We start from the raw sequence: 21772 nt of genomic DNA, 5'->3' as shown, positions 1-21772 counted from the left end.
TTTGCAAGTAACGGGCCTTTCATAGCGTTTGTCAGCTGAGAGGCCGGAACCCCACGCGCTCCGCGTCGGTGGCGGTGCGGAACCAAACCTCCGCGACCATCTTCGGGAACTGCGGCGAGTCCTCGGTGCAGTACCGCAGGGCCGTCACGCTGGCCTTGACCGCGAAGTCGTCGGCGGGACGGCCACCACCCGGCCGCGGCATCGCCGAACCGGGACCGAACGGGCCGGGCGGAACGGACTCCGCGACAGGAGCGGCGGCTTCCCGCGCGGGCGGGGGCTCCGGGGCGGGCATCGCGTCGCCCGGCTGGACGGCGGGCTCGAACAGCGAACCGCTCTGACCGCCGGACAGGTCCGGCTCACGACGTTCGATCGCCCGCATCGACGGCTGGATCGGCTGCGGCGGCTCGAAACCGCCGCGCACCATGCCCCTCGGCGTGCGCTTGGGCAGCACCTGGGTGGCTTCGGCGGGTGTCTCGGGCTCCGAGTCGAGGAGGCCGGCCCGCGCCTCTTCATCGGAACCGAAGGCGTACGCGGGCGGATCCTGAAGCTCTTCTTCCCGCTCGAACCAGTTGGTCTCGACGGGCGCCTGCTCCGTGTCCACGCGCGAGGCGGGGCTGAACAGCGAGACCGGCTCCGGCTGCGTCTCGACGCCTTCGGGGTCCAGCTGGATCTCCAGGCGGGACCGGTACGGCCCTTCGCCAGGCAAAACCGGCTGCGGTTCGGGCTCGGGCTCCGGTTCGGGCTCGACGTCCAGCTTCGACGCGGGCTGGAGGTACTCGGTCGCGGCGGCCGCGTACGGGTTCTCCGGCTCGGGTTCGGGTTCGGGCTCCAGCTGGGCCGCCGGGATGAACTGCGTCCGCTCGGCCGCGGGCTCCGGCTCCGGCTCGACTTCCACGTCGGGCGCGGTGCGGTACTCGGCCTCGTACTCGTCTTCCGGCTCGAAGGTCTGCGTTTCGGCGGGGGGCTCTTCGACGACGTGCTGGACGGGCTCCGGGGCCTGCTCCTGGACAGGTTCGGTCCACACCTGCGCGGGCTCGTGCTCGGTGAGCGTCTCGGGGTAAGCGGGCTTCGGCGCTTGCGGCTCTTCGGCGGCCGCGAACTCCTCGTCCAGCTCGTCGTCCGTCGGCTTCGTGAAGTACGCGGTCCCGCCCGCGGCGGCCGCGGCCCCCGCGCCGAGGCTCACCCCGGCGGGCAGCCGGGACGTCTCGGCGTGCACGGTGGCCAGCGAGCCTTCAAGCTCACGGATGCGCTTGCGCGCGGGAAGCACTAGTACCAGCCAGGTGAGCAGCGCGCCGACGACGAACGCCAGCAGGCTCCACAGCCAAACCTGTCCGAAAATGGACATCTATCTTGCCCCTTTAATGCGTTCGCGCGACCAGGTAGTCGGCGACCGATTCGCAGGCGTCCCGGGCTGGCGACGCGGGCAGCGACGCGAGCTCGGCACGCGCCCGACGAGCGTAGTCGGAAAGAGTTTCGCGTGCGCGTTCGAGTCCGGAGGAGGCCCGCAGCAGGTCCAGGGCCTCGGCGACGAGTTCGTCGTCGGAGATCGGGCCCGACAGCAGCTCGACCAGACGCGGGTCGGTGGCCGGGTCGGCGAGCGCGTACAGCATCGGCAGCGTGCTGACACCTTCACGCAGGTCCGTGCCCTGCGCCTTGCCGAGCTCGTCCGAGGCCGACGCGATGTCGATGACGTCGTCGGAGATCTGGAACGCCGTGCCGATGATGTCGCCGAAGCGGCGAAGCGCGTCGATGTGCTCGTCGGCGGCGCCGGACATCATCCCGCCGAAGCGGCCGGATGTGGCGATCAGCGAGCCGGTCTTCTGCGCGATGACCGTGAGGTAGTGCTCGACGGCGTCGTCGCCGTCGGCCGGGCCGACCGTCTCGCGCATCTGGCCGGTGACCAGCTCGCCGAAGGTCTCGGCGATGATCCGGGCGGCGTCGGTGCCGAGGTCCGCGACCAGCCGTGAGGCGTGCGCGAACAGGAAGTCGCCGGTCAGGATCGCGATGGTGTTGTCCCAGCGGGCGTTGACGCTCTCCGCGCCGCGGCGCATCGTCGCCTCGTCCATCACGTCGTCGTGGTACAGCGTCGCGAGGTGCACCAGCTCGACCGCCGCGGCGGCGATGACCACCTGGTCGCCCTGCTTCGGCCCGAACTGCGAGGCCAGCAGCGTGAACAGCGGACGGAAGCGTTTGCCCCCCGCCTCGACCAGGTGCGAAGCGGCGTCCTCGACGGCCTTGACGTCACTGCGCACGACGTCGCGAAGCAGCGTCTCGACGTCGGCGAGGCCGGCCGCGAGGGTGCGCAGGAGCTGTTCATCGGCGATCTGGAGCCCCACGGACGCGCGCAGGTCCTCGATGGCACCACCTGGGGCAGGTGAAGACACAGACACGTCGGCTCCGCTCTCTTTGACACCGTTCGGGATTGCTTCCAGCGTAGTGGCTACCCACTGAGGCCTGTTGACGTGCTGTCCAGGGGAAACGGTGACGAACATGACACCCCCGCCGAGTATCCTGCTGCTCTTCACGCGAACTGGGGAAAAAGCATGACGACACCGGATGATTCCGGCGAAAGACCGGCGTGGGCGCCTCCCGCCGAAGACCACCGGGAGCGGCGTTCGACGGTGTGGATCACCGTCATCCTGTTCGCCGTGTTCATGACGGTGATGCTGGTCGTCGCCGCGCTCGTGGTGGGCGGCATGAAGGACTCGAGGGCGGGCGCCGTCCAACCCCGGCAGCAGCCGACCGTCTCGCCGTCCTCCGCGCCTTCGGTCTCACGCCCGCCCGTACCGACCCGCAAGTACGAGACGGCGAACAATCCGCTCGTCGCCCCCGGCGCGACCATGCCGAAGGTGACCTGCGAGCTGCCGAAGCTCGGCCGTGCGAAGGAGAAGCTGGAGGCCTTCTACCTGGCCTTGGTCCCCTGCCTGGAGCAGGCGTGGCACCCCGTCCTGACCCAGGTCGGCGAACCGCGGATCCCGGTCAAGGTCAACGCGGACGACGTCCAGAACACCGCTTGCGGCCCTCCTCCGCCCGCCTCGGAGGCCATGGGCTTCTACTGCTCGGACGGCGCGACGATCTTCGTCCCGCTGCCGAGGCAGCTCGAGGACCGCGGCCCCGACCTCCTGACCCAGCTGTTCCTGCTCGCCCACGAGTACGGGCACCACGTCCAGGAGCAGTCCGGCATCCTTTCGAAGCACGACTCGCTCTACCGCGAGGCGGACGGCGACCAGCCGAAGATCCTCGACTTGAGCAGGCGACTCGAACTCCAGGCCGACTGTTTCAGCGCGATGTTCCTCGCCAACGCGGCGGGCCGCGGTTCGATCGGCGCCGGGATGGTCTCCGAACTCAGGCGAAGCACGTTCGAAGACAGCGACACCCACGGCTCGTCGAAGAGCGCCGCTTTGTGGCAGAAGCGCGGCTTGAACGCCAAGGACACGTCGGCGTGCAACACCTTCGCGGCCCCGACGAGCGAGGTGTCCTGACCGGCGAACTCAGCGGCGCCGGAGGCGAAGCCAAGTAGCACACTCTCTTCACTGTGATACTTTTGACGCTTCAAGTATCACAGTTGGCTAGCCGGGAGAGGTAAGTATCAATGCGGACAGCGACCGTCTCAGAACGCCAGAGGGTGAACCTCGTGCGTTCGGAGCGCGGCTATAACGCCTTCGTCCCGCCGCCTCTCCCCCCGGACATCGACTTCGACCTCGGTCTGGCGAGCGCGCTTTCCGCCGCGGACCGTGCCGTCGGGGAGCTCGCGGGCGTCGGGAGCACCCTGCCGAGCGCGGCGTTCCTGGTCCACTCGATGATGCGTCGCGAGGCCGTGAATTCCAGCCGGATCGAAGGCACGGAAGCGACCATGTCCGAACTCGTGCTGTTCGAACTGCAGCCGACAGCTTCGAAGCAGGGCTCCGACGTGGAGGAAGTGCTCAACTATGTGAACGCGCTGGGACACGTACTCGCCCCCGAACGCAGGTTGCCACTGAGCCTTCCCCTGCTCCGCGAAGCCCATCAGGTCCTGCTCACCGGAGTTCGCGGTGGATACGCCACACCGGGCGAGTTCCGCAGGTCACAGAACTGGATCGGCCCTCCTGGCTGCGTACTCGACACTGCGAGCTATGTTCCGCCGCCACCGGAGCAGCTCTGGGGCTGTCTCGACGCCTTCGAGAAGTACTTGCACGCGGAGCATGTGCTGCCACCACTGATCACGATCGCCTGCCTGCACTACCAGTTCGAAGCGATCCACCCCTTCATCGACGGCAATGGCCGCGTCGGACGGCTTTTGGTGACTCTGCTGCTCGTCGAATGGGGCCTCTTACCCGCCCCGCTCCTGGACCTGTCCGCCTACCTGGAGCCGCGACGCGACGAGTATCACTCTCGACTGCTCGCGGTCAGCACCCAAGGGGATTGGACCGGCTGGATCCACTTCTTCCTTTCGGTACTGGAGAACCAGGCGATCGACGCGCGCAACCGGGCCGTCGCACTGCACTCACTCCGGCAGGACTATCGGACGAGGGCGACCTCCGCGCGCACTTCCAGCCTGCTCCCACAGCTGGTCGACGCGCTTTTCGAGACGCCAGCGATGACGATCAACCGGGCAGCGGGGATCCTCGGAGTCACACATCGGGCCGCGACCCAGAACGTGCTCAAGCTGGTCGACGCGGGAGTGCTGACAGAGATCGAGTCACCGGGCCGCGTGCGACTCTTCCTGGCCGCGGAAATCCTCAGGACGCTGGACGGCGCCGGATCTTGATGTCGTCCATGCAGGTCGCCTTCCCCGCGACATCGCGGTACGGGTAGCCCTTGGCGTCCAGCAGTTCCATCACCTTCAGCTCGGCCTCGTCGAGCACGTCGCGTTCCTCTTCGCCCACCAGCGTGACGCGGAAGGTGAACGCGCCGAGGTGCGCGCTGTAGGTGAGCAGCCCGTCCTCGGTGAAGCCGATCGCCTGGTGCTGATCGAGCCCGGCCACGAGCCGGGCGCGGGTGTCGGCGTCGGGGTGGTCGAACTTGCCGTTGACGAGGACGCGGTAGGTCGGCATGCGCTCGAATATACAGAACTGTATCCGGATACGAACCCGAATATCCAACGGGTGCCCATGATCCACGGTCGAGTGAAACGACCGTCACGCGCGCAACGGTCGAATCCGACACGCAGATAGTGATCACAAAGGGAAGAACGGCCGATCCGGCTCGCTCTCCATCACGTGAGGAGGAAGCCCATGCGCATCACCATCGCAAGCCGGGCCGGCCTGGTCGGCGCACTGCTGCTGGCGGGTCTCGGCGCCGGAGTGGCACCGGCCGCCGCGTCGAACCCCGCGGGCGTCGCCTCGCTCGGCTCCGCCGCCTTCACCAAGGGCAACTCGGCGCCGATCTCGGTCTCGTCGCTCGCCGACTGCGCGGTCGAGGGACCGACGAGCAACTCGTCCGGGGTCGTGACCAGGACCGGGATCACCTTCGGTGGCGGCACGTCGACCTGCACGACCACCGTCGTCGACCCCGAAAACGACGTGACCACGACGAAGTCGGTCGCCGAAGGCAAGAACTTCGAGCTGTCGGCCCTCTTGTCGTCGAGCGGGCCGCGGATCAAGATCAAGACCTACAAGGTCAGCTGCGACGCGACGCAGAACACCACCAACGCGAGCTGGACCTACGGCGGCGCGACCGGGCTCGGCACCCTGCCGTCGCCGGTGCCGGTCGGCTACGTCAAGCCGATCACCAAGTCCAACGGGACCCTGCTCGCCGAGGCGGTCTTCAACGAGCAGACCTTGCCGGGTAACGGCAGCATCGGGCTGACCATGCTGCGGATCAAGTTCGCGCCCGCCTCCGGCATCACCGGTGAAGTGGTCATCGGGCGCACAGCCTGTTCCCCCACTCCGTAATCCATCCCACCAGGGAAAGGGGCGCCCGGAGCCTTGCCGGGCGCCCCTTTTCTGTCCTGGCTTATATAAGCCTACGCTGATACTTTGGCGGAACCCGAGCAGAGGAGGGCACCGATGGTCGACGTGACCAGCCACATCGACTCCGTCCAGCGCAAGCTGGGCAACCGCGTGATCGAAGCGGGCGAGGCGGTGACGGCCACCATCAGCCAGGTCTACGACACCGACCTCGACGACCTCTGGGACGCGTGCACCAGCGCCGAACGCATCCCGCGCTGGTTCCTCCCGGTCAGCGGCGAACTGCGGGCCGGCGGCAAGTACCAGTTCGAAGGCAACGCCGGCGGGACGGTCGAACGCTGTGATCCGCCGAAGAGCTTCGCCGCGACCTGGGAGTACGACGGCGACGTCAGCTGGGTCGAGGTCCGGCTGAGCGCCGAAGCCGACGGGCGGACGCGGTTCGAACTCGACCACACCGCCATCCCCAACGAGCACTGGAACCAGTTCGGCCCGGGCGCGGTCGGCATCGGCTGGGACATGATGCTGCACGGCCTCGCGCTCCACCTCGCATCCGGTGAGGCCAACGACCCCGACGCCGCCATGGCCTGGATGACGAGCGAAGACGGCGTCCGGTTCATGACCTTGAGCAGCGAGGCCTGGTACGAGGCCGACGTCGCCAACGGGACCGACGCGGCCACCGCCCGCACACGCGCAGACGCGACTCTCGCCGCTTACACCGCGCCGCCGGAGAGCTGAAGGTCTTCGGCGAGCTCCGGGGCGCGAAGCAGCTCGATGAGCTCGTCGTCCTTGCGGAACACGGCGCGGGCCCCGGGCATTTCCGCCTGGCGGAGCATCGCCTGCAGGACGTCGGCATGCGGCTGGTCGAGCAGCGTCCAGGCCATCGCGCGCCGCCGCACGTCGTCTCCCAGCTCGCGCGCGATCCACCATCCTGTGACGAGCGCGCTCACCTGGTTGACCGCCGTTTCCCGCCCGCGCGCCAGTTGCGCGCGGTTCAGCCCGCACACCTTGATCGTCTGCTCACCCTTTTCGGTCAGTGCGCGGTAGGTCCCGATGGACAACACCAGGAACAGGTGCTCCAGCGGGTCTTCGGCGGTCGGGTCGATCAGCAGGCTGTCGCCGTCGTCGTCCACGGGGAACAGGTCGCGCTTGTGGTGGCTGTTGCAGTACTCGCACGCGAGCACGTGATTGAGCCAGTCGAACGCGCGCCCAGGATTCCGCGCGATCGGCTCGAAATGGTCCACAGTGGACCCGAGCCCGTCACCGCAGTACATGCAGTACCCGCGCCCGGCGGCCATGGCGTCGAGGCCCGCCCGCAAAGAGCGCCGCACGGCACGGGAAACCCGCCAGAGTCGTCGCGCTTCTTTGCTGTCACCGGAAGGGATTCGCGCGGTCAGGTCTTCGAGATCGGCCACCACCCGCTCCGGCAGCGCGATCCGGCGGATCCCGATCACCGATCGTCGGCCTCGAACCGCCTGGCCACCTCGTCCACCCGGCTCGGCGGCGAGCTGCTCAGCATGTCCCGGAGGCGTTCCCATTCCCGGACACCGTTCGCGTCCGCCCGGCCGGAAGCCACCTGGAACTCGAGCTCGGCGAGGTGTTCCCGCAGTTCGACCGCCTGCGGCGAATAGGGCGTGTCCAAGCCGAAGAGATCGGACAGTACGGCGTCGTCCCCCGTGCCGAACACGACCCGTTCGTACAGCTCCTCGGAGACCACCCGCGGCGGAACCTCTTCGTCCGGCCCGGAAAGCCGGATGAGCCCGCCGGGATCGGCGGCCTGGCAGACGTAGGGACTGTGCGTGGTGACGATGAACTGGATCCGCGGGAAATGTGCCTTGAACCAAGGTCCCATGCGTTTCTGCCACGACACATGGAGATGCGCGTCGACCTCGTCGATGATCACGACACCGGGGCTCTCGTGATCGAGCCCCGCGCTGTCGAGTTGTTTGAGCAGGTCGACCACGAGCGCGGTCACCGTGCGATAGCCGTCGCTCATCTCGCGCAGCGGGAACCTGTCACCCCGGTACTCGACCCAGAGGCCGTCCGAATCGACGTCCCGGATCCGGTAACCACCGGGCAGAAGGCCGTCGCCGAGGATCTCCAGCGCCGCGTCCTTCAGCTCACGGGCACCCGCTTTTCCTTCCAGGGCGCGGAGATGCTGGTTGATCAGCCAGGTGACACCCTCGGCGAGCGAGGCGTCCTCGTGGAAAAGGCTGGCCATCCGCGCCAATGACCCCGCGCCGCGCATCCACGACTCGGCCTCGCCACTACCGCCCGCGAGCCGCCGGAAGGGCCCGTAGGCCGCGCAGAACGGCTGGCCCGGCGGAAGTCCGGAGATCGGCAGCAGGCCGGAGTCGAGCCAGCGGACCTCGACCGGCGCCGGCCCCTCCTCGCGCATCACCGACAACTCGATCGATCCGGAGGTCTGGTCCATCGAGATCCAGCTCCCGGCGTCCGACAGCAGCCCCCAGGCCACGTCCGGCGCCGCCGCGACCGCGATGGCGCGCAGCAGCGACGTCTTGCCCGAGCCGTTGCGCCCGGCGAGCACCACCCAGCCGGGGCCGGGCAACCGGAGGTCGACGGTGCGGGCACCGCTGAAGCCGCGGATGTTCTCCAGCCGGACCCGCTCGATGTACATGGAGAAAGCTTACGACGGCGCGGACGTCACCTGGTCGTCCGAAAGTGGGTCGCCATCGCCAGTTCCATCACAGCGTGTGCCTTGGCGACGTCCACGGCGGTGACCGCCTTCGACCGGTCCCAGTCGTCGATACCGCGTTCCCGCTGGGGTGCGATCCGGAGCCGAACGTGCCCACGTGAGTCGAGGTTGCCGAGCGGCGAGACGTAAAGGGAGAACTCGCGGTCGTCCGTCGAGCGGAACGTGACGCCAGGGTTTCCGCTGAACGTGACCTTCCGATGATCCGCCCAGGTCTTCTTCGAATCGGTGAGCCACATCCCCGGTGGGTCCCCGAGCCCGGTCGCCCCCGCTTCGATCTGGAGTCGATGCCGCGGTTCGACGAAGTAGCAGGAGCCTGGCGTGGCGATCGGCTCGAACTCCGGCCCGAAGGTCTTCTTGACCGCGTCGCGGAACACCGCGCATTCGACATTCGGATCGGCGGCACCGGCGGCGAGGACCGACTCGGCGCCTGTGGGCACCTGGGCGCCGACCGCCGGATCGCAGTTCTCGCCCTTGCTGGTGACGACCCAGTCGGCGCAGGCCCCGACGCGGCCGCTGTCCTGACCGCCCGGCGGATAGACGAGGTCGCGGGGAAGCTTCGCGGCACCGGCGGTGGCGAAATCTCGGAGGAGTCCGCAGTCCTTGCCACGGCTGCCACTGCCGATCTCGAATCCGATGGCCCGCTCGAAACTGACCGGAACCGTGATCGCGCACCCACTGATCCCGCCTTGCCTGCGCGTTTCGACCTGGTATGCCTTCACTCCGCCCAAGTCGATGGCGGCTCCGTCGACCCGGCGAAGAACAAGGTGGCTCGGCTCCACATCGCGGACTTCGACGAGGTCGTAGCCACCGCGGAACAACGTGCACCGCTTCCTGCCGTCCTTGACCTCCGTTTTCCGCTCGACCGGGCGGGTGTCACCTCCCCTCCTGCGCTCGTAGGCGGCCTGGTCGATCAGTGGACAGAAATCGAGTGCGGCCAGCGCCGCATCGACGACCTGTTCGTCGCGGTCGGCGGGACGCGGTTGTTGCGGATGCCATTTCGGAAACTGCGGTCGCGGCGGGGGTGTATCTACGGAATCCGTACAAGCCGCCAACAGGCCGACGAGTACTGCGCCGAGAATCACTCTTCGGAACTTCATTACGCAGAGTATGCGAAGTCAGCGTGTCGACTACCAGGTAGAACCCTGTTCCCCGAGTCGCATTCACACGAATGGTTTTCACGGATAGTCACCAGGGTCGCTGACGCTATTCAGTGGGGAGCGAGACTTTATGCGGACGGGTTCCCCGCCTCGGGAACCCTGGTAATCTTCCCGGCGTCGGATTACGCAGGGTGCATCGGGGAGACGCGCCTTGTAGCCACGGGAGGGGCACATGACGACGGTGACTTCGGGGCGGCTTCGTCCATTCAGCGGGGTTCGATTCGCGGTGCCAGGGGTGCATGGCCATGCCTGAGGGGCAGCCTGTCTACCAGCCGGGGTTCAACCCGGACGCGATCTGCAAAGCCCCGCCGACCGGCGGCTCCTATGGGACGCCGGTCGCGGAGGGTGCGGGGTTCAAGTACGACGAGGCGACTCTTCATGAGCTGGCGGCGGAGTGGAACGGTCTGGCCAACGAGTACATCGACGACCTCGACGCCGCAGGCAAGATTGCGAGGGCCATGCCTCCAGGAAAGGAGTACGCCAGCGGAAACAACGCCAAGGTCACTCGGCTGTCTGGCGCCGCACTCGAGGGGACCCTAAGGCAACGCATCACTTATTGCGAGAACATGGCGAAGAAGTACATTGCCGCCCTCGGCAAGTATGCCACTGCGGAAGACCACGCCACTTCAGTCATCAACCAACAGCCGAAGGGCATCGCCTGATGCGACGTACCGTCCTTGTCCTCAGCGCGGCCGCACTTACCCTCTCAGCGTGCTCGGCATCTACTACCAACGGCAACCCCGCACCCACCAGTGGCAGCAGCAGCCCGACCACGTCGAACACAGCCGGTCAGCTCCCTGGTCCCGGTGTGCCAAAGGTCGCAAACTCAATCGACCTGACACAGATCAAGCAAGCACCCTGCAACGCCCTCACTGAAATACAAGCCAAGGAAATCCTTGGCTCCGGCGCAGAAACCACGGACCGGCCAGATGGCGCTTCCGGTCCTTCCTGCAGGTGGTCCCCACCAGCCGCCACCCGCCCTCGGGTCAACGTGCTCTTCAGCAAGTCACCCGACCGAGGCATGACAAGTGTCTACGAAGCCAAGGGGAATCCCTACAAACTCTTTGAACCGCTCGAAGCGATCGCCGGATACCCGGTAACCGCGTACGGCACGGAAGATGAGCGGACATCTCGAGGCCGATGCTCAGTCGCATTGGGGACCAGCGACAACGAGACCATCGATATCGTGCTGGAGCAGTCCGAAGCCAACATCGGCAAGAAGGACCCCTGCGACGCTGCCCGCGAAGCTGCGATCAGAGTCCTCGCCACCATCCGAGGGGGCAACTGATGGTCGCCGAAGGACCGCTCACCGCTGCTCAGATCTACGAACAGGTCACCGGCGGCGAAGGCACCGGCTCGCTCTCCGACGCCCAGCAAGGCGCCTACAACCTCACCAAACGGCACCACGAGCGTATGCAGCGGATCACGGCGCTCAGCCAGAAGACGGCCGCAGGTTGGCAGGGCGGGGCTAGCAGCGCGGCCGTGGACGCGACCAAGCCGCTCGTCGAGGCATCGATGGACGACGCCATGCACCTCGCCCGCGCCCAGAGCGCCATCACCTCGCAGATGGACGCGTTCGGGTCGGCGAAGAACTCGGTCAAGCCGGTGCCGCCGGAGCAGCCCCAGCCCACCGCTCAGGACGCGCTCGATCTGATGCAAGGCAAGCCTGTCGGCTACTTCGACAAGCTCAAGGGCTACCAGGCCGACAGCCAGCACAACATCGACACCTTCGCGACCTACCACTCGGCCAGCACCTCCAACGGCGACGAGCTGCCTGCCCAGTACGCGCAGCTCACCGACCCCGGAGGCAGTGTCACCCTGGACGACGGCGGCTCCGGGAAGCCGTCGGCGAAGGGGTTCGGCGACGGCGCGGACGGGCGCGACCCCGGCATCGGCGAGCCCTATCGCGGCACGAGCGGTCCGAACGGACCCAGTGGACCGAACGGGCCAGGCGCCTATGCGCCGGGGCCTGGCCAGGGCGGCCCCGCCGACAGCGGCCCGCAGCCCGGCCAAGGCCCCCAGCCGGGCCAGCACCAGCAGGACCCGGGCACACAGCACCGCCAGCCCGACGACGGCACACGCGCGAATTCGTACACGCCGCCTCAGACCACACCGGTCGTACCGCCGGCGGCGAACCTCGACTTCGGGCCGAACGGCAGACCGCCCACCGGCTACAACCCGCCCGGCACGTTCCCACCTGGGTACGGCCCGTTCGGTCCGGGAACAAGCGGACCGAACGGCCCCGGTCTCGCCGGTCCGGGAACCGGCGGCAAATCGCCCGGTGTGCCCGGCGGCGGGTTCCGAGGCGGCGTTCCCGGAGGCCCTGGCGGTTCCGGGCAGCCCGGGATGGGTGGCCGAAGCGGCGCCGGGATGCCGGGTGAAGGCGTCGGTGGCCGTGGCACGGCGGGAGCGGCGGGTGCCGCCGGTCGTGGCGGGGCGAACGGGATGCCGATGGCGCCTGGCGCGGGTCGCGGGAAAGGCGAGGAGGACAAGGAGAAGAAGGCTCCGGCGTACCTCCAGAACCCGGATCCGGACGAGACCTTCGGCGGCTACACCGAGAAGCCGACGCCTCCGGTGATCGGCGAGAAGAAGAGCTAGCGCCACAGTTCCCAGGGGAGGGAGACACGTGGTGCTCGCGCGCCCGGTCGAGATCACGCTCGACACCTTGTTGACCGCGTTCCGTCACGCCGGCTGCGGAGATCCGCATCTGATCTTCGCGGGCGGCCTGCGCTACATCCCGCCGTCGTCGCGAAACGGCGAAGACCGGGCGGCGTTCGAGGAGCTCGGCGGGCTCGGGTTCACCGAGGGCAAGCGGTTGACCAGCGACTTCGAAGACGTCCTGCATGTACTCGACCGGCCGAACACCGAGTACTACGCGACCGTGCGGACGGAGACCGAGCAGTACGGCGTGCTCGTCGCCGTCCGCGGGCGCGCCGCGGTGACCGCGATCTGCGAAGGAAGCCGGGTGTGGCTGAAAGGCGTGCGGACCACCGACCGCGCGGCGGCCCTCGTGATGAACCTGCCCGAGTACCCGCCGGCGCGGTTCGCCCCGTTCTCGTTGCCCCAGGACGACTTCAAGCTCGACGCCGGGAACGACCTCTACGACGAACCCGAGTCACGAAGCCGGGACGCGCGTCGCTTGGACGAGGTCTTCGACCAGCCGTACTTCGGCGTCGGGTTCTTCGCCGCGGCCAAACGCCCTGACGGGGGAAGGCGCACCGAGGCCATCGACGGCCTGACGTATCTGGACCTCGACGCAGGACGGGTGGCCATGCACGTGACCGGTTCGCCCCGGAACCGGTACATCACCGTCCTGCCCGGCGAACCCACGTTGCTGGCACAGAAGGTCGCCGCGTTGCGGGCGAGCCTCGACCACTAGCCGGACGGCACCAGACTCTCGATCAGGCGCACCGATCGCGCCGGGTCCAGCGCCATGGCGTTCGACCGCAGCATCGCTCGCGCATAGGGCTCGACATCGGCCGCCCGGTGCAGGAAGACACCCGACCGCTGGTGTTCCAGCCGCACCACCGGCGGGCCGCCCGCGAAATCGAGCAGGGCGTAGGCGCCACTCATCCCCGGGTGGCCACCGACGTCAAAGGGGAACACCCGGAGCTCGACGGACGGCCGTTGCGCCATCGAGACGAGGTGCCGAAGCTGGTTCGCCATGATTCGCGCGCCGCCGATCTGCCGTCGCAAGGCACCCTCATCGAGGTAGGCGATCATCTTCTTCCGGCCCAGCACCTTCTGACGTTCCAGCCGCGCCTCCGCCGAGGCTTCGATCTCCGCGGTGGATGCGCCGACAGCGACAAGCGCGGCCCTCGCATAGGAGGGCGTTTGCAGCAGGCAAGGCACCATCGTTGTGCTGGACTCAATGATTCTGGTGGCCTCTTTTTCGTACTGTGCAAGGGTCCTCACCTGATAAGGCACACCGCTCTGGCAAGTTTCGAGCCAGTTCAGCCGGTCGACGTCGCGAGCCATCTCGAGCAGCGCGTCCCGGCGTTCTCCGGTGACTTGGTAGACCGCGAGCAAGGCCGACACCTCTTCGGCGGACGCCGAGCGAACGCCCGTTTCGATCCGGCTTATCGTCGACTGGGACCACGCCAGTTTGTCGGCCACTTCAGTTATCGCCAGCCTGCTGGTCTTCCGCGCGGCGCGGAGGCCGTCGGCAAGTCCTCGAGCCAGCGGCGTGGGCTTCGGTTTCGGCATCGCTCCCCTTCTTCAGGCGAGCGACCTTGCCACGTGCGCGATGGCAATTCGCCTACTCAGTAGGTGTCTTCGTCGGTCCAATCGGTCTGCGCGAAGTCCTCGTCGTCCACGGGCGGACGGGTCTTACGCGGCTTCTGAACCGGTGGTGTCATGACTGTCTGCGCGACGATTTCAGGTTCTGGCGCGGCGTTAGCCGCGGCTTCGGGAATGGGTGTTCCATCAGGCCAGACGCACGGCGACGACGCGATCAGATACAGCTTTCCCAAGTGGTTGGCCTTCATCGCCATCCGGAAGGAATCAGTATTGTTCTCAAGCCACAGATACTCGTTGGGCGGGTTATTGTCGAGTACCCGAAAGTCATGATTCCCGGCCCAGGTCTTCACCGCGGTGAAGTACGACGGAATGTTCTCCTTGGGCAGACCGAGGACTTCGTAGCTTCGATTCGCGACGACACGTTCGGCCGACCCGCCGTCCGTCGGATCGAGGCAAGAACCACGCTCTTCTGCGTAGTCCAGTTGGTAGCGCGCCTCAGCGGGCAGGGCCTCGCGCACTCGGCTCAAGTGGTCTTCAACCCTCTGGTTCGCTTGCTTGATGGTCATCGTGGGCTTCATGTCGCTCCCTCCCGAACCGCACCCGGCCACCAGCGTGGCCAAGATCGCGAATGTCGCCATTGTCATCGAGTACCGCATGATGTCCGATCCATGTCAGTAGGTTGGCTGACCGGCGATGATTCGCCCCATGTTGTCCAACGCCTTGTTCTCGATATCCCAGTACTGCGAATGCGCGGCGTTGTCGTACCCCTCCCAATAGGATGGTGGCGGCTCATTCTGCCGTCCCGAGGAGAACACATCCGCCCCCTCGAAGTGCTGAGGTTCGATGCCATGGACCGGTACCAGCTGGATCGGATCTTTCCGGTCCACAGTCGCATGGACGCGATCCGCGGGCAGGCCGAGTTCGTGGGCTTCGTTCACTCCGACACCTGGACTCGCGACGAACACGATGTCGTCGACCGCCAGTCGCTCATCACGTGCGGCATGCCCGATGACGGTAGTGCCGTAGCTGTGCCCGATCACCGTGTTGTGCGATGGGGTGCCTTCGTGTGTCGCTCGCAAACCGTCCTGGAATCGGTCCAGATCTTTCTTCGCGTTGTCCGCGTAACTCTCGCTCATCGCGTTAGGTAGGACCTCATCCGGGGCGTCATAGCCGACCCACGAGACAACGGCCGTAGACGGTGATCCGGCTTGTCCGGCAGCTTTGGCCATCCGGTCCGAACGCACCATCTCACCGCTGATCCCCGCCAGATCGGCACCGGTCCCAGGAACATAAGTCGCGACATTGGTCGCCTTGTCCGGATTCCCCGCCGAAATGATCGCCTTGCCGTCCCCGCCGACATCCAACCCGAGCAGGAACGCCTGCTGCTGCCCCGGCCCAGGATGATCCAATCGCCCCTGAATCGCCCGCAGCCCGTCCAGTTTCGCCGCGATCTCGTCGAGTTTCTCCTTACCCGCCCAGTCGCCCTGGTTCGGTGTGCGCGGGTCGTTCGGGTTGGCGCGCGAGATCTCGGTCGCCTCGCTTTGCAGGCGGTCGATCTCCCGCTGCAGAACGGCGCGGTTGGCCGCGTCGCGATCGACCGCCGGGACACCGTCCAGGTTGCGGATCAGGTCCGGCGCGTTCTGCAGCAGGGCGACCTTCGCCGTGTCGGACAGGCTGTCCCACCACGCCTTGTTATCGCTCGGCGTGCCGCCTTCGGGCGGTCCGATGATCGACAGTCCGCTCTGCGCGGCACCGACGTCGGCGGCTTGGGCGAGGGTGCCGACGCCCTGTTCGCTGATCTCGCCGCGCATCGCCCTGGTCATGATCGCGGCGAAATCCGCGTCCACGTCCGTCGCCCGGCGCAGAATCTGCTCGACCTTGTCCGCGATCTCCGCTTGAACCCGCTGCCGGATCGCCAGCACTTCCGGCGCGAGAGGCGGCTGTACCGGGATCGGCACCACACAACCGTCGCCGATCGTCAGCCCGTGACGGTAGGCGAGGTCTTCGGTCTCCCGGACGAACGCGCTGATCCGCTCGAGCGCGATCTGCACCTCATGGGCACCACGGCGGACGGCCGACGCCTGCGCGACCAACTGTTCCGCGGTGGTGATCAGCGAGTTTCCCCGCGTCGAAGCGGCGACGGACGCGTCGCCGGTCCAGCCGTCGAACCGCGCCATCGCCTCGACGTCGTCGTTCGCGCCGATGATCCGGGTGCACCACGCGTTGAGGTCGTCCGCGACCCGCCCCACCGCCACCGGATCCCATCGCCGGACGTCGGCCCACGTGACCATCAGACCGGCCTCCGCCCACCGCCGGGGGCCATCGGGTGCAGGTCATGGACCGCGGACTGCTCGTTCGACCGGTATCGCGCCACGGCCTGGTCCAGCTGGGCCGAGTAGGCATCGACGTTCTCGACCCACGTCGGCACCGCCCGGCCCCAGGCGTCGGCGAGCAGCCTGGCCGCTTCACCGGAGACCCCGCCGGGCAGTCCTGCCGCGACGCCGGTCAATCCCGCCGCGAGATCCGTCGGCCGGACCACCTCGGCCGCGCGCTTCGCCGCACCGGCCGAAGACTCGATCGCCGTCAAGACGACCTCATACCCGCCTGACATCGCACCCCTCCCCAAGCGTGACAACGTGACCACACTATGACGCACGGAGCGTGCTCGCGGACCCACTCACCGGGCAAGTACCCGCATACGCGTGAAGGCCCCCTCACAACAGCGAGGGGGCCTTCACGCGCGAAGAACTACTTGAGGGCGAAGCCGCCCGAGCCCGCCCAGTCGAGGGCGAACGCCGGGATCAGGCCGAGCACCAGCGTGACGATGACGCCGAGCGTGATCGCCGTCGTGGTGAACGCGCCGGGCACGGTGACGGTCGGGCCGTCGGGGGCCGGCTCGGAGAAGTACATCAGCACGATCACCCGCAGGTAGAAGAACGCGGCGACGGCACTGAAGATCAGGGCGATGACGACCAGCGGCGCCATCCCGTCGGACAGGGCCGCCGAGAACACCACGAACTTGCCGACGAAACCGCTGGTCAGCGGGATACCGGCCAGTGCGAGCAGCAGGAAGGTGAACACCCCGGCCAGCACCGGAGACCGTTTCGCCAGCCCCGCCCACGCGGACAGGTGCGTCGCCTCGCCGTTCGAGTCCCGCACCAGCGAGACGACACCGAACGCGGCGAGCGTGGTGAAGCCGTAGGCCAGCAGGTAGAACAGCGTGCTCGACAGGCCTTCCTCGGTCATCGTGATCGCACCGATGAGCAGGAAGCCGGCGTGCGCGATGGACGAGTAGGCGATCATGCGCTTCACGTCGGTCTGCGTCAGGCCCAGCACCGCGCCGATCAGCATCGAGATGATCGCGACGCCCCAGAGCACGCCGCGCCATTCCCAGCTGGTCGACTCGAACGCCACCGAGAACACCCGCAGGATCCCGCCGAACGCGGCGACCTTGGTGCAGGCGCCCATGAACGCGGTGACCGGGGTCGGCGCGCCCTGGTAGACGTCCGGGGTCCAGGTGTGGAACGGGCCGACCGAACCCTTGAACAGCAGGCCGACGGCGAGCAGCCCGAGCCCGGCGAACAGCAGCGTGTCCGAGCGGTCCGAACCGGCGGCGGCGTTGGCGATGTCCGACAGCTTCACGGAGTTCGCGTAGCCGTAGAGCAGCGCGAGGCCGTAGAGGAAGAACGCCGACGAGAACGCGCCGAGCAGGAAGTACTTGACCGCGGATTCCTGCGAGAGCAGGCGGCGCCGCCGCGCCAGACCGCACATCAGGTACAGCGGCAGGCTCAGCACTTCGAGCGCGATGAACATGGTCAGCAGGTCGTTGGCCGCGACGAACGCCATCATGCCGCCGAGCGCGAACAGCGTCAGCGGGAAGACCTCGGTCTGCATTCCGGTGGTGCCGACCTGCGCGCGGTCCTGGACGGTGCCCGGGCGGATACCGGCCTGCGCGACGAACGCGCCGCCGGGTTCGACCGAGCGGTCCGCGATCAGCAGCAGCGCGCCGAGCGCCAGCGCCAGCAGGGTGCCCCAGAGGAACAGCGACGGCCGGTCGACGGCGATCGCGCCGCTGAAGGTCGTGACACCGCCCTTCGGCGCGGACGAGCTGGCGTACCAGACCAGGAAGACGCCTGCGGCCCCGATCCCGACCAGGGACAGGAAGACCTGCGACGGCCACCGCATGTGCTTGGGCAGGAAGGCTTCGAACAGCACGCTGACACACGCCGCGCCGAGGATGATCAAGATCGGCGTGACGGCGAAGTAGTCGATCGACGGCACCTGCACCGCCGGCGCCTGAGTCAAGAAGTGCACGGTTTACTTGCCTCCCTGTACGGACGACATCGTCGCCTGCACCGACGGGGTGATCGTGTCGAGCACCGGCTTGGGGTAGAACCCGAGCGCGATGATCAGCACCACCATCGGCGCCAGGATCGCGATCTCCTTGCCGCCGAGGTCCTTGATGGCCTTGGTCGCGCCCAGTTCGGGCGCGATGGCAGTGCCCGGGCCTCCACCGGCGCCCATCAGGGCGTCACCGCGGACGGGGCCCTGCATGACGCGCTGGTAGAGCCAGAGCACGTACGCCGCGGCCAGCACCATGCCGACCGTCGCGATGATCGTGTACACCGGGTAGTCCACAAAGGATCCCAGCAGCACCAGGAACTCACTGATGAAGGAGTTCGTGCCCGGCAGGGACAACGTGGACAGACCGGCGATGAGCAGCATCCCGCCGAGCAGCGGGGTCACCTTCGCCATGCCGCCGTAGTCGGAGATCTTGGTGGATCCGCCGCGCATCACGATGAGCCCGACGACCACGATCAGCATCCCGGTGGCGAGGCTGTGGTTGAGCATGTACGACACCGAGCCGACCATCGCCTGCTCGTTGAAGGTGAAGATGCCCAGCGCGATGAACCCGAAGTGGGCGATCGACACGTAGGCGATGAACCGCTTCATGTCGCGTTGCCCGGCGGCGAGGATCGAGCCGTAGAGGACACCCGCGACGGCGAGCACCAGCACCCACGGCGCGAGTTCCTTGCTGGCCTCCGGGAACATCGGGAGGCAGTAGCGCAGGAACCCGAACGTGCCGACCTTGTCCAGCACACCGACCAGCAGCACCGCGACGCCGATGGGCGCCTGGCCCGCGGCGTCCGGCAGCCAGGTGTGGAACGGCACCAAAGGGGCCTTGATCGCGAACGCCAGGAAGAACCCGAGGAACAGCCAGATCTGGGTGCCCGTCGGGGCGTCGCGGACGACCGTGACGAGCGTTTCCCAGTCGAAGGTGCCCTTGCCGAGTTCGTCCGACGCCATCGAGTACGCCCCGATGGCCGAGGCCAGCATGATCAGGCCGCCGAGGAACGAGTACAGGAAGAACTTGACCGCCGCGTACTGCCGGTTCGCGCCGCCGTAGCCGCCGATCAGGAAGTACATCGGGATCAGCATGATCTCGAACAGCACGTAGAACAGGAAGACGTCGGTCGCGGCGAACACCGCGATGGTCAGCGACTGCTGCACCAGGATCAGCGAGAGGTACCCGCCCGCCGAGCGCCCGGCCGGGAGCTTGTCGGTCAGGCCGAGCGAGCCGACCACGATCGGCACCAGCAGCCCGATGACCGCGATCATCACCAGCGCGATGCCGTCGATGCCGAACGAGATGTGGATGCCGAAGTTCGGGATCCAGTCCATCGAGGACTTCTGCTGGATCCGGTCCCCCGTCGGCGAATAGCTCGCCCACAGCGGGATCACCAGCAGAAACGTCAGGATGGACACCCCGAGCGCGGTGAGCGTCGCCAGCCTGTCGTTCTTCTTCATCCCCGCCACGACCGCCGCGCCTACCAGCGGCACCAGGATGGTTGCCAGGAGCCAAGTCATCAGGAGAACCTCACCAGCAGGAGTGCCGCCAGAAGCAGGAATGTGCCGCCCAGCATGGACAGTGCGTACGAGCGGACGAAGCCGGTCTGCAGGCGGCGCAGGCGCCCGGATCCGCCGCCGAGCGCGGCGGCGAGGCCGTTGACCGCGCCGTCGACCCCGCGGTTGTCCACGTAGACCAGCGCGCGGGCGAGCCAGGTGCCCGGACGGGCGACCAGCGTCTCGTTCAGGGTGTTGCCGTAGAGGTCGTTGCGCGCGGCCTTGACCACGGCGGAGACCCGCTCGGGGCGTTCCACCGGGACGTCCTTACGACCGACGAAGAGCCAGGCCGCGAGCGCGCCCACGACGGACAGCGCCACGGTGAGGAACGGGACCAGCAGGTGCGGGATGACACTGTGGCCACCCTCCTGGAGCGGTCCGACCACCGGCGAGAGCCATTCGGCGAACCGGTCGCCGAGGGCGAAGAACGCGCCGGCGCCGATCGAACCGACGGCCAGGATGATCATCGGCCACTTCATCACCGCGGGAGACTCGTGCGGGTGGAAGTCGCGGCCGTCGCTGGACTTGATCTCCTTCCAGCGTTCCTTGCCGAAGAAGGTCATCACCATCAGGCGCGTCATGTAGAACGCGGTGAGCCCGGCGCCGAGCAGTGCCGCGCCGCCCATCACCCAGCCGCGCCAGCCGCCCTGGGACAGCGCCGCTTCGATGATCGCGTCCTTGGTGAAGAAGCCGGAAAGCGGCGGGATGCCGATCAGGGCGAGGTAGCCGAGCGCGAAGGTCCAGAAGGTGACCGGCAGATGCTTGCGCAGCCCGCCGAACTTCCGCATGTCGACCTCGTCGTTCATGGCGTGCATGACCGAACCGGCCCCGAGGAACAGCCCGGCCTTGAAGAAACCGTGCGCCACCAGGTGCATGATGCCCAGCGCGTACGCGATCGGCCCGAGGCCGACGGCGAGCATCATGTAGCCGATCTGGCTGACCGTGGAGTACGCCAGGACCTTCTTGATGTCGTCGTAGGCGCAGCCGATGACGCATCCGATCAGCAGCGTGACCGTACCGACGAGGGTGACGATCAGGCGGCCGTCCGGGGTGGCGTTGAAGATCTCGTGCGCGCGGGCGACCAGGTAGACGCCGGCGGTGACCATCGTCGCCGCGTGGATGAGGGCCGAGACCGGGGTCGGGCCCTCCATCGCGTCCGGAAGCCAGGCCTGCAGCGGGAACTGGCCGGACTTACCGCAGGCGCCCAGCAGCAGCAGGATCGCGATCGCGGTGACCGCGCCGGTCGGGATCTGGCCGACGGCGCCGAAGACCTCGGCGTAGCCGGTGCTTCCGACGTACTTGAACATCAGGAAGATCGCCAGCGCGAGCCCGACGTCACCGACGCGGTTCATCAGGAACGCCTTCTTCGCCGCGGTGGCCGCGGACGGGCGGTCCTGGTACCAGCCGATGAGCAGGTACGACGCGAGGCCGACGCCTTCCCAGCCGAGGTACAGCGTCACGAAGCTGTTGCCCAGCACCAGGATCAGCATCGAGGCGACGAACAGGTTGAGGTACGCGAAGAACCTCGACCGATCGCGGTCCTCGGACATGTAGCCGATCGAGTAGAAGTGGATCAGCATGCCGACGCCGGTGATCAGCAGCACGAACGTCAGCGAAAGCGCGTCGATCCGGAGCCCGAAGTCGACCTGCAGTGCCGAGACCGGGATCCACGAGAACAGCTTGACGTCCGCGATGTTCTTCGTGTCGGCGGTGAAGAAGAGGATCAGGCCGTACACAAAGGACAGTGAGACGGTCGCGCTGCCGAGGAGGTGTCCCCAGCCTCGGGCTCGTTTACCGGCCAGCAGAAGGATAAGGGCGCCGAGGGCAGGGAAGGCCACCAGCAGCCACGATGATGCGGTCAACTCCGTGCT

21 protein-coding genes are annotated in these 21772 nt (G+C 67.5%); 8 read left to right on the top strand and 13 right to left on the bottom strand.

Annotation, left to right across the window (positions count from 1 at the left end; genetic code table 11):
• Positions 1–31: 31 nt before the first annotated feature.
• Together ACZ5IK_RS08140 and ACZ5IK_RS08135 are read right to left on the bottom strand one after the other, a co-directional pair.
• Entirely contained in the window at positions 32–1345 is a 1314-nt protein-coding gene (locus tag ACZ5IK_RS08140; protein WP_465487101.1) for a sunset domain-containing protein, read from the bottom strand.
• Between the two features lie 13 nt (positions 1346–1358).
• Positions 1359–2384 (bottom strand): polyprenyl synthetase family protein, encoded by a 1026-nt coding sequence (locus tag ACZ5IK_RS08135; RefSeq protein ID WP_101612072.1) that lies wholly within the window; start codon positions 2382–2384, stop codon positions 1359–1361.
• 159 nt (positions 2385–2543) lie between these two features.
• Between ACZ5IK_RS08135 and ACZ5IK_RS08130 the strand changes: the two genes are divergently transcribed.
• Together ACZ5IK_RS08130 and ACZ5IK_RS08125 are read left to right on the top strand one after the other, a co-directional pair.
• Positions 2544–3482 (top strand): neutral zinc metallopeptidase, encoded by a 939-nt coding sequence (locus ACZ5IK_RS08130; RefSeq protein WP_465487100.1) that lies wholly within the window; start codon positions 2544–2546, stop codon positions 3480–3482.
• A gap of 152 nt (positions 3483–3634) precedes the next feature.
• Complete coding sequence (locus tag ACZ5IK_RS08125) at positions 3635–4747, top strand: Fic family protein (protein WP_465487099.1); 1113 nt, start codon at positions 3635–3637, stop codon at positions 4745–4747.
• Here ACZ5IK_RS08125 and ACZ5IK_RS08120 read toward each other — a convergent pair.
• Positions 4719–5033 (bottom strand): DUF6204 family protein, encoded by a 315-nt coding sequence (locus ACZ5IK_RS08120; RefSeq protein ID WP_465487098.1) that lies wholly within the window; start codon positions 5031–5033, stop codon positions 4719–4721. The two genes, ACZ5IK_RS08125 and ACZ5IK_RS08120, sit on opposite strands and share 29 nt — an antisense overlap.
• A gap of 180 nt (positions 5034–5213) precedes the next feature.
• Here ACZ5IK_RS08120 and ACZ5IK_RS08115 point away from each other — a divergent pair, with 180 nt between their 5' ends.
• Together ACZ5IK_RS08115 and ACZ5IK_RS08110 are read left to right on the top strand one after the other, a co-directional pair.
• Positions 5214–5873, top strand: coding sequence for a hypothetical protein (locus tag ACZ5IK_RS08115; protein ID WP_465487097.1), 660 nt, complete (start codon positions 5214–5216; stop codon positions 5871–5873).
• 114 nt (positions 5874–5987) lie between these two features.
• Positions 5988–6623, top strand: a complete 636-nt coding sequence (locus tag ACZ5IK_RS08110) for an SRPBCC family protein (protein ID WP_465487096.1) — start codon at positions 5988–5990, stop codon at positions 6621–6623.
• Here the strand turns inward: ACZ5IK_RS08110 and ACZ5IK_RS08105 are convergent.
• Genes ACZ5IK_RS08105 through ACZ5IK_RS08095 form a run of 3 tightly spaced genes read right to left on the bottom strand, consistent with a single transcriptional unit; the run spans position 6599 to position 9698 of the window.
• On the bottom strand, positions 6599–7339 hold the full coding sequence (locus tag ACZ5IK_RS08105; RefSeq protein WP_465487095.1) for an HNH endonuclease: 741 nt from the start codon (positions 7337–7339) through the stop codon (positions 6599–6601). The two genes, ACZ5IK_RS08110 and ACZ5IK_RS08105, sit on opposite strands and share 25 nt — an antisense overlap.
• On the bottom strand, positions 7336–8523 hold the full coding sequence (locus tag ACZ5IK_RS08100; protein WP_101612066.1) for an AAA family ATPase: 1188 nt from the start codon (positions 8521–8523) through the stop codon (positions 7336–7338). Before ACZ5IK_RS08100 ends, ACZ5IK_RS08105 begins: the two co-directional genes overlap by 4 nt.
• Before the next feature lie 26 nt (positions 8524–8549).
• Positions 8550–9698 carry a hypothetical protein gene (locus tag ACZ5IK_RS08095; protein WP_465487094.1) on the bottom strand — a complete coding sequence of 383 codons (1149 nt, stop codon included), beginning with the start codon at positions 9696–9698 and terminating at the stop codon, positions 8550–8552.
• A gap of 305 nt (positions 9699–10003) precedes the next feature.
• On the opposite strand from ACZ5IK_RS08095, the gene ACZ5IK_RS08090 reads away from it, so the two are divergent.
• Genes ACZ5IK_RS08090 through ACZ5IK_RS08075 form a run of 4 tightly spaced genes read left to right on the top strand, consistent with a single transcriptional unit; the run spans position 10004 to position 13137 of the window.
• Positions 10004–10420: a hypothetical protein gene (locus tag ACZ5IK_RS08090; protein ID WP_465487093.1), complete on the top strand. Its 417-nt coding sequence runs from the start codon at positions 10004–10006 to the stop codon at positions 10418–10420.
• Positions 10420–11046, top strand: a complete 627-nt coding sequence (locus ACZ5IK_RS08085; protein ID WP_465487092.1) for a DUF3558 domain-containing protein — start codon at positions 10420–10422, stop codon at positions 11044–11046. Before ACZ5IK_RS08090 ends, ACZ5IK_RS08085 begins: the two co-directional genes overlap by 1 nt.
• Complete coding sequence (locus tag ACZ5IK_RS08080) at positions 11046–12356, top strand: PPE domain-containing protein (RefSeq protein WP_465487091.1); 1311 nt, start codon at positions 11046–11048, stop codon at positions 12354–12356. The genes ACZ5IK_RS08085 and ACZ5IK_RS08080 overlap by 1 nt, the downstream gene beginning before the upstream one ends.
• 28 nt (positions 12357–12384) lie before the next feature.
• Positions 12385–13137: an ESX secretion-associated protein EspG gene (locus tag ACZ5IK_RS08075; protein ID WP_465487090.1), complete on the top strand. Its 753-nt coding sequence runs from the start codon at positions 12385–12387 to the stop codon at positions 13135–13137.
• Here the strand turns inward: ACZ5IK_RS08075 and ACZ5IK_RS08070 are convergent.
• The 7 genes from ACZ5IK_RS08070 to nuoL all read right to left on the bottom strand — a co-directional run bounded on the left by ACZ5IK_RS08070 (position 13134) and on the right by nuoL (position 21763).
• Positions 13134–13964 carry a helix-turn-helix domain-containing protein gene (locus tag ACZ5IK_RS08070; RefSeq protein ID WP_465487089.1) on the bottom strand — a complete coding sequence of 277 codons (831 nt, stop codon included), beginning with the start codon at positions 13962–13964 and terminating at the stop codon, positions 13134–13136. The genes ACZ5IK_RS08075 and ACZ5IK_RS08070 overlap by 4 nt on opposite strands.
• A 56-nt stretch (positions 13965–14020) precedes the next feature.
• Positions 14021–14617: a hypothetical protein gene (locus ACZ5IK_RS08065; RefSeq protein ID WP_465487088.1), complete on the bottom strand. Its 597-nt coding sequence runs from the start codon at positions 14615–14617 to the stop codon at positions 14021–14023.
• A gap of 51 nt (positions 14618–14668) precedes the next feature.
• Complete coding sequence (locus ACZ5IK_RS08060; RefSeq protein ID WP_465487087.1) at positions 14669–16288, bottom strand: alpha/beta hydrolase; 1620 nt, start codon at positions 16286–16288, stop codon at positions 14669–14671.
• Positions 16288–16608, bottom strand: a complete 321-nt coding sequence (locus ACZ5IK_RS08055) for a hypothetical protein (RefSeq protein WP_465487086.1) — start codon at positions 16606–16608, stop codon at positions 16288–16290. The genes ACZ5IK_RS08060 and ACZ5IK_RS08055 overlap by 1 nt, the downstream gene beginning before the upstream one ends.
• Positions 16609–16745: 137 nt before the next feature.
• Positions 16746–18311, bottom strand: a complete 1566-nt coding sequence (nuoN, locus tag ACZ5IK_RS08050; RefSeq protein ID WP_465487085.1) for an NADH-quinone oxidoreductase subunit NuoN — start codon at positions 18309–18311, stop codon at positions 16746–16748.
• Positions 18312–18314: 3 nt separating this feature from the next.
• The gene (locus tag ACZ5IK_RS08045; protein WP_465487084.1) at positions 18315–19865 is read right to left on the bottom strand and encodes an NADH-quinone oxidoreductase subunit M; all 1551 of its coding nucleotides are present in this window, start codon (positions 19863–19865) and stop codon (positions 18315–18317) included.
• Positions 19865–21763 carry an NADH-quinone oxidoreductase subunit L gene (gene nuoL / locus ACZ5IK_RS08040; RefSeq protein WP_465487083.1) on the bottom strand — a complete coding sequence of 633 codons (1899 nt, stop codon included), beginning with the start codon at positions 21761–21763 and terminating at the stop codon, positions 19865–19867. Before nuoL ends, ACZ5IK_RS08045 begins: the two co-directional genes overlap by 1 nt.
• Positions 21764–21772: the final 9 nt, after the last annotated feature.

Source organism: Amycolatopsis sp. NPDC031561 (genome assembly GCF_055580625.1).
The sequence above is the reverse complement of the archived record's forward strand: the minus strand, read 5'-3'. Positions and strand labels throughout refer to the sequence as shown.

Bases quoted from the DNA above. Each gene is read 5' to 3' on its own strand.
- ACZ5IK_RS08120 (WP_465487098.1), bottom strand. From the start codon at position 5,033: ATGCCGACCTACCGCGTCCTCGTCAACGGCAAGTTCGACCACCCCGAC.
- ACZ5IK_RS08095 (WP_465487094.1), bottom strand. From the start codon at position 9,698: ATGAAGTTCCGAAGAGTGATTCTCGGCGCAGTACTCGTCGGCCTGTTG.
- ACZ5IK_RS08130 (WP_465487100.1), top strand. From the start codon at position 2,544: ATGACGACACCGGATGATTCCGGCGAAAGACCGGCGTGGGCGCCTCCC.
- ACZ5IK_RS08115 (WP_465487097.1), top strand. From the start codon at position 5,214: ATGCGCATCACCATCGCAAGCCGGGCCGGCCTGGTCGGCGCACTGCTG.
- ACZ5IK_RS08140 (WP_465487101.1), bottom strand. From the start codon at position 1,345: ATGTCCATTTTCGGACAGGTTTGGCTGTGGAGCCTGCTGGCGTTCGTC.
- ACZ5IK_RS08070 (WP_465487089.1), bottom strand. From the start codon at position 13,964: ATGCCGAAACCGAAGCCCACGCCGCTGGCTCGAGGACTTGCCGACGGC.
- ACZ5IK_RS08100 (WP_101612066.1), bottom strand. From the start codon at position 8,523: ATGTACATCGAGCGGGTCCGGCTGGAGAACATCCGCGGCTTCAGCGGT.
- ACZ5IK_RS08085 (WP_465487092.1), top strand. From the start codon at position 10,420: ATGCGACGTACCGTCCTTGTCCTCAGCGCGGCCGCACTTACCCTCTCA.
- ACZ5IK_RS08060 (WP_465487087.1), bottom strand. From the start codon at position 16,288: ATGGTCACGTGGGCCGACGTCCGGCGATGGGATCCGGTGGCGGTGGGG.
- ACZ5IK_RS08045 (WP_465487084.1), bottom strand. From the start codon at position 19,865: ATGACTTGGCTCCTGGCAACCATCCTGGTGCCGCTGGTAGGCGCGGCG.
- ACZ5IK_RS08110 (WP_465487096.1), top strand. From the start codon at position 5,988: ATGGTCGACGTGACCAGCCACATCGACTCCGTCCAGCGCAAGCTGGGC.
- ACZ5IK_RS08080 (WP_465487091.1), top strand. From the start codon at position 11,046: ATGGTCGCCGAAGGACCGCTCACCGCTGCTCAGATCTACGAACAGGTC.
- ACZ5IK_RS08055 (WP_465487086.1), bottom strand. From the start codon at position 16,608: ATGTCAGGCGGGTATGAGGTCGTCTTGACGGCGATCGAGTCTTCGGCC.
- ACZ5IK_RS08090 (WP_465487093.1), top strand. From the start codon at position 10,004: ATGCCTGAGGGGCAGCCTGTCTACCAGCCGGGGTTCAACCCGGACGCG.